We start from the raw sequence: 6,057 nt of genomic DNA, 5'->3' as shown, positions 1-6,057 counted from the left end.
GCCGCAGGGAGCGGACCGGGTGCTTCAGCGGATCGCCCGGCGCCTTCAGCACCCGGATCAGGCTCAGCGCCAGCTCCGCACCCGTAGGGTCCGCCTGCTGCCCGCCGTTGCGCGCGATGCGCGGCAGCAGGTCGCCCTCCGAGATGCGGATGCCCTCGAGCCCCGCGCTTGCGACCGCTTCGGCCAGAGCCAGCTCCGAGCGCCACAGATTGCCGACCTCGGGCTCGGCCCGGGCCATGGCCTCGATGCGCGCGGCGAGAACCTCGGCCCGCATGAACGTCGAGACGGCGCTTCGCGCGCTCGCGGATTGCTCGACAGCCATTCTGCAGACCTCTGCCAGAAAACGAACTTCTACTATAGCCCAGGATGGATGGCTTCAATCGAGATGGCCACCAGCGTGATCTGCTTTCGGGATACCGAAGAACCCCATGGTCCGGGACTGTCTGTCCCGCCTTCGAGTATGCGGTCATCTTCAACCGGAGTTTTCGCTTCTGGGCCTGGCCGGGTCGGGACCCGGGCCAAGGGCTCGACCGGCCCCTTCCTGCAAAACCCGGCCTTGCCGGGCCTGAGCGGTGGCACGCAAACGAAAAGGGCCGCCCGAGGGCGGCCCAGATCATCGTGAGCTTCGGTACGATCAGATCAGGAAATCGTCTTCGTTGATCTGGTTCGCATCCACCCCGCGCAAGGTGATCTGCGAGGCGCCGTAGCTGATCACGGCGTCGTCGCCCCGGTTCTCGATGGTCAGGTCGTCGAACTCCAGCGACGTGCGGGTGAAGTCGAACAGATCCGAGCCGTCCTCGAAATCGGTGATGACGTCATTGCCCTCCTTCCGGCTACGGAAGACGAAGAGATCCGCCCCGTCTCCGCCGGTAAGGACGTCATTGTGGCGGCCGCCGTTCAGCGTGTCGGCACCTTTGCCTCCAAAGAGTGTGTCGCGCCCGAGATTGCCAAGAAGCCGGTCATCGCCCGCGCCGCCATACAGTCTATCGGCCTGCTGGTTGCCGATGAGAACGTCGGCCCCGGCCTTGCCGCGCAGCACGTCCTCGCCCTTGCCACCGGCGAGAATATCCGCGCCGCCGCCGCCTGCCAGCAAGTCGTTTCCGGTGCCGCCATCCAGACGGTCGTCACCGGCAAAGCCGCGCAGCACGTCGTTGTCGGCGCCACCGTCGAGCACGTCGTTGCCCCTGAAGCCCTTCACGACATCGTCGCCGGCACCAGCGTCGAAGACGTCGTCAGCGGCGCTCAGCCTGAAATTGCCGCTGGCCGAAGCGCGTTGCCCGGCGAGCAGGTCGAGCGCCTGTTCGAGGTCGATCTTCGTGATCTCCCCCGAAGCGACCGGCAGGATGCCGACATAGCCGTCCTGCGTGCCGTCGATCTCACCATCGGTGCCCGCCCCATAGCCGCTGTCGACGTTCTGGCCGTGCAGCACGATTTCGCGCAGCATCAGCGGCATCAGGTCTTCCATGTCATACTGGTTGCCGGTGACCGGGCTTTTCAGATTGGCCATATCGGTGAGGTCGAAGCTCTGGATGTAGGAGAGCTGCCCCTGCGCATCGGCCACCGGGCTCATGCCGTCGGCACCGGTGAGCGAAAGAAGGATGTCGCCGTAGGCCGGAACCCCTTCGAGCACCTCGACGAAACCGTCGCCGTCGGCATCATCGGGCAGGGTCGGCGTCCGCGAATTGGCGGGCTCGCCGTCTTCGTCAAAGGCGCCGTGGATATGCTGGGCATGGGCGACGTCAGGCGTCAGGTTTTCGGCCATGACCGCCACGTTGATGTAAGGCGTGTCCTCGGCCTGGCCAAGAGACACGATGGCGCTGCCGAACACGCCGGAGTTGTTCAGTGCCGTCAGGTCGACGGACCAGGTTCCTTCCGACCCCTTGAGAAAGGTTTCAAAGGATCCGTAAGAACTATCAAGATGAGCCACGGGCTCTCCTCCCTATCGTAAAAAGCGGCGGGATCCGCCACCAGAAGTTGACCCCCGCATACACGTCCGGCGGTGTTCCAAGTTTCATCACGTGACCGTGTTCGGGCGTTTCCGGGCATATCGGTCCCGGTATGGCGCCTCCGATCCCGGCTGGGCGCCATGATGCGCCTGATCGCCGGGGAACGCTCGATGTTCGCCGATGCCTGCCTGCGCGAAAGAGGGCGCCCGGATCGCCGCGCGTTTGGGCCGGACCGTTGTCCGCGCTATATGAAATGGATCGAAGCGGCATCCGGCGGAAGGAGGCAAGATGGAGAGGGAGACCCGTTCGGAAAAGCGCGCCGGTCCGGCCATGAGGAGCGCACCCGCACCGAGCCTTGGGGCCATCGACGCCTTGCAGCGGGGCGATCCCGATGCGCCACCCCGGCCGATCCCCGACCTGAGCTGCATCGATCCGAGCTGCCGGATGGAGAAAGCCTCACGCTGTTTGCACGATACCGCCGCCCAGCTTTGCGTGCTGCCCAGCAGGTTGCGCAGGAGAATCCGCGCAAGACAGCTTCTCGGCTTCTGGTCTGAGCAGGACAAATGCTGGAAGCTGCCGGAAATCCAGTTCGACGGGCCGCTGCCGCTTACCGGGCTGGCCCCGATCCTTCAGGCCATGCCGGCTCACATGCAGCCGGCGGACATCTACGGGTTCCTGACCACGCCGCAGCCCGACCTCGAGGACGAGACGGGGCGCGCCATGACCGCCGCCGCGTGGCTTCGCAAGGGCGGGGATGCCGGGGCGGTGATCCGGCTCATCGAAGCATGATGGCGATGCCCCGCTGCGATGACGCCGACACCCGTGGCCGGGATCGAGTCGCGGCTTACGAAAGCCCCCCGACTGCGGTGATGCGATGACCCAGCTCGTTCAGCCTCGTCTCGTGAACCCGCCCGAGGGCGATCCCGGCGTCTATCTCGACTTCCGTTTCGGTCGCCGCGCCATGCTCTTCGATCTGGGCGACCTTGCCGCGCTCACGCCGCGCGAGCTGCTGCGCGTCAGCCATGTCTTCGTCTCGCATGCCCATATGGATCACATCGCCGGTTTCGACCGCCTGCTGCGGCTGCGGCTGCACCGGCCGCGCCCGCTCACCGTCATCGGCCCCGAAGGCTTCCTGAGGCAGACCGAGAACCGGCTGGGCGCCTTCACCTGGAACCTGCTCGATGCGCGCTCCGTCGATTTTCGCCTCACCGTGCAGGAGTTCGACGGCACACGCATCTCGGGAGCTGCCGAGTTTCGCGCCCGCGAGGCGTTCTGTCGCCGCGATCTGCCGCCGCCCGCGCTCGAACCCGGCCTCGTCCTGTCCGAGGCCGATTTCACGGTCGAGGCCATGGCGCTCGACCACAAGATCCCCTCGCTCGCCTTTGCCCTGCAGGAGCGGCTGCGCGTGAACGTCTGGCGCAGCGCGCTCGACGCGCGCGGCCTGCCCGTCGGCGCCTGGCTCGACGCGGCCAAGACCGCGATCCGCTCCGGCGCGCCCGACGCGCAGCGCATCGAGATCCCGGGCCATGGGTCCATGCCCCTTGGCGAACTTCGCCGAAGCATCCTGAAGGTCGGGCAGGGGCAGCGCGTGGCCTATGTCACCGATGCCGCCGACACCGCGACGAACCGCGAGCGGATCGTCGCGCTGAGCCGGGAGGCCGACCATCTGTTCATCGAGGCCACCTTCCTCGAGGCCGACCGCGACCTCGCCACCGCATCGGCGCATCTGACCGCCCGGGGCGCCGGTGAGATCGCCCGCGCCGCCGCTGCCCGCCGCGTGACGGGTTTTCACCATTCCGCCCGCTACGGCGACCAGACCGGCGTGGTGGCCGCCGAGCTCGCCGCCGCGGCGCATTCCGGGCCGGTTCGAACCGAAAGCCCGGCCAGCCCGGACCCGGCAGAGGAGCCGAACTGGCTGCGGCGGTGGCGCCGGAAGGGGCTTTCGCTCGATGCGGCGCTCGCCCGTTTCGACGGCTTGCCGCCGGTCGACACGACAGAGCTCATCGGGGCGTGGCGTGGCATGGGCCTGCCTAGCGGCCATCCGCTCGACGGGCTTCTCGAACGGCTCGGCTGGCGGGGCAAGCGCTTCGAGAGCGAGGACCACGTCGATCCGCTCGTCTTCGAGCCGGGGCTGGCGCTCGATCCCGCGCGCCTGCCCATGAAGACAGCGCTGCGCTGGCCCCGGCTCGCCCAAAGCCGTCCGAGCCGCATCGGGTTTCTTCTGCTGCGCCGCGCATTGCGTGCACGTGGCCCGGCCGCCCGTCTCGCACCGGTCTGCTTTCGCGGCTGTACCGGCGCGGCGATGATCTACGACCGGCAGCCGATCATCGACCATTTCCGCCGGATCGATGCGACGCGCCTGCTCGGCCTGATGCAGACGCGCGCGGCACCCCCCTATTTCTTCCTGCTGACGCGCGAGGAATAACGCGGTCTCGCCCGGCCGCAGGCAGGCAAGCGCGCCGGGCAAAGGATCACGTCCGGCGTTTTGCGCCCACCTCGTGCAGCCGGGTGGTGATCGCCTTGGGCGTGAGACCGGAGAACAGGCTGACCAGCCTGCTCGCCGGGTCGGGGACCACGTCGACCTTGCCCTCCATCATCGCGTCCCAGCCGCTGCGTGCGACCTTGCCTGCGTCGATCTTGGGCATGTCGTGCAGCACCGTATCCTCAAGCCCCTTGTCATAGATCGGCGTGTCGGTCGGGCCCGGCATCAGGCAGGTGATCGTCACCCCGTTCTCCTTGAACTCGTCCGCCAGGGCCCAGGCGAGACCGTTCACATAGGCTTTGGTGGCGTTGTAGACGGCGTTGTACGGCCCCGGCACCTGCCCCGCGATCGAGCCGGTGACGAGGATGCGCCCGCGTCCCTGCGCCCGCATCACCCGTCCAATTTTGTGGATCATCGAGGTGGTCTGCTTGACGTTAAGGTCGATCCGCTCGGCGATGTCGTCCCAGTTCTGCGCGACGAAGGGATCGCCGAGCGCCAGGCCGGCATTGGCGAAGAACAGCGCGATCTCGCGCCCTTCGAGATGCGACCAGAGCGCCTCGACCCCGTGACCGGTCGAAAGATCGGCGCGCAGTGCCTCGACCGTGCCGCCCAACCGGCGCAGCTGCTCGGCGGCCTGCTCCAGCTCGTCGCCATGAGCACAGATAACGAGGGGATAGCCCTCCTCGACCGCGATCCGGGCGAGCTGGTAGCCAATGCCCGAGGAGCCGCCGGTGATGACGGCCAATCCCTTGTCTGCCATCAATCCTCTCCCTCGGGTCTGGCCATGCGGCGGTGCATCCGCGCCAGCACGGGTTCGGGCAACACGCCGGTCAAGGCCGCCTGCACCTTGTTCATGAAGCCCGGCGTGATGCCGGAGCTGCCCTTCATCATCGCCTCGAAGCCCTCGCGGGCAACCTTTGCAGGGTCGGCCTTGTCCTCGTCCTGCCCCACCGGCGTATCTTCCATATGCGCGCGCTCGAAAAACGGCGTGTCGACCGGGCCGGGGCGCAGGCAGGTGACGGTCACGCCCGTCTCCTCGAGCTCGGCCCCCAGCGCCAGCGACAGGTTGTCGAGATAGGCCTTGGACGCGTTGTAGACCGCCTGATAGCTGCCCGGGATCATCCCGGCGATGGAGCCGGTGACCAGCACCCGCCCCGCACAGTGCTCCACCATGCCCTGCAGCACCCGGTGCAGCATCGCCGTGGTGCCCTTGACGTTGAGATCGATGACGCGCGCGATCTCGTCCCATTCCTGGTCGAGGAAGGCATGGCCCAGGCCCACACCGGCGTTGGCCATGAAGTAGTCAACGCGCCGCGTCCCGATCCGCTCGAACAGGTCGGCCACGCCGTGTTCGGTCGCGAGATCGGCGCGCAGCGTCTCGACCGAAACGGCGGCGGTCGAAAGCTTTGCCCCCGCCGCCTCGATCGCGGCCTCCTCGGCCACGATGAGAACGTCGTGCCCGTCCGCGACCGCCAGCCGGGCCAATTCGAAGCCGATGCCGGACGAGGCGCCGGTGACGACCGCGAAATTCCCCGTCCGGCTCATACCGTCGCCGTGCCGGGCTTGAGCACGACCTTGGTCCAGTCGTTCTGGTTGTCCTTGAAGTTGCGATAGCCGCGCGGCGCCTCC

The 6,057-nt window shown here is 67.5% G+C and carries 6 protein-coding genes; 2 read left to right on the top strand and 4 right to left on the bottom strand.

Annotated features, from left to right (window positions below):
• The coding region (locus NHG85_RS18840; RefSeq protein WP_253335273.1) for a hypothetical protein at positions 1 to 274 on the bottom strand (274 nt) is incomplete at its 3' end.
• 360 nt (positions 275 to 634) lie between these two features.
• Positions 635 to 1,927 carry a calcium-binding protein gene (locus NHG85_RS19925; protein WP_253335272.1) on the bottom strand — a complete coding sequence of 431 codons (1,293 nt, stop codon included), beginning with the start codon at positions 1,925 to 1,927 and terminating at the stop codon, positions 635 to 637.
• 307 nt (positions 1,928 to 2,234) lie between these two features.
• On the opposite strand from NHG85_RS19925, the gene NHG85_RS18830 reads away from it, so the two are divergent.
• Both NHG85_RS18830 and NHG85_RS18825 read left to right on the top strand, forming a co-directional pair.
• Entirely contained in the window at positions 2,235 to 2,735 is a 501-nt protein-coding gene (locus NHG85_RS18830) for a hypothetical protein (RefSeq protein WP_253335271.1), read from the top strand.
• A gap of 85 nt (positions 2,736 to 2,820) precedes the next feature.
• On the top strand, positions 2,821 to 4,371 hold the full coding sequence (locus tag NHG85_RS18825) for a GXWXG domain-containing protein (protein WP_253335270.1): 1,551 nt from the start codon (positions 2,821 to 2,823) through the stop codon (positions 4,369 to 4,371).
• 46 nt (positions 4,372 to 4,417) lie between these two features.
• Here the strand turns inward: NHG85_RS18825 and NHG85_RS18820 are convergent, their stop codons facing one another.
• Together NHG85_RS18820 and NHG85_RS18815 are read right to left on the bottom strand one after the other, a co-directional pair.
• A complete protein-coding gene (locus NHG85_RS18820) occupies positions 4,418 to 5,188 on the bottom strand; it encodes an SDR family NAD(P)-dependent oxidoreductase (RefSeq protein WP_253335269.1) in 771 nt (256 codons plus the stop codon).
• Entirely contained in the window at positions 5,188 to 5,973 is a 786-nt protein-coding gene (locus NHG85_RS18815) for an SDR family NAD(P)-dependent oxidoreductase (protein ID WP_253335268.1), read from the bottom strand. Before NHG85_RS18815 ends, NHG85_RS18820 begins: the two co-directional genes overlap by 1 nt.
• Positions 5,974 to 6,057 lie beyond the last annotated feature (84 nt).

The sequence above is a fragment of the Limimaricola litoreus genome, from assembly GCF_024159025.1.
Taxonomy (GTDB): Bacteria; Pseudomonadota; Alphaproteobacteria; order Rhodobacterales; family Rhodobacteraceae; genus Limimaricola; species Limimaricola litoreus.
Note: the sequence above shows the minus strand (reverse complement) of the source record. Positions and strands in the feature narration are given on the sequence as shown.

Bases quoted from the DNA above. Each gene is read 5' to 3' on its own strand.
- NHG85_RS18820 (WP_253335269.1), bottom strand. From the start codon at position 5,188: ATGGCAGACAAGGGATTGGCCGTCATCACCGGCGGCTCCTCGGGCATT.
- NHG85_RS18825 (WP_253335270.1), top strand. From the start codon at position 2,821: ATGACCCAGCTCGTTCAGCCTCGTCTCGTGAACCCGCCCGAGGGCGAT.
- NHG85_RS18830 (WP_253335271.1), top strand. From the start codon at position 2,235: ATGGAGAGGGAGACCCGTTCGGAAAAGCGCGCCGGTCCGGCCATGAGG.
- NHG85_RS18815 (WP_253335268.1), bottom strand. From the start codon at position 5,973: ATGAGCCGGACGGGGAATTTCGCGGTCGTCACCGGCGCCTCGTCCGGC.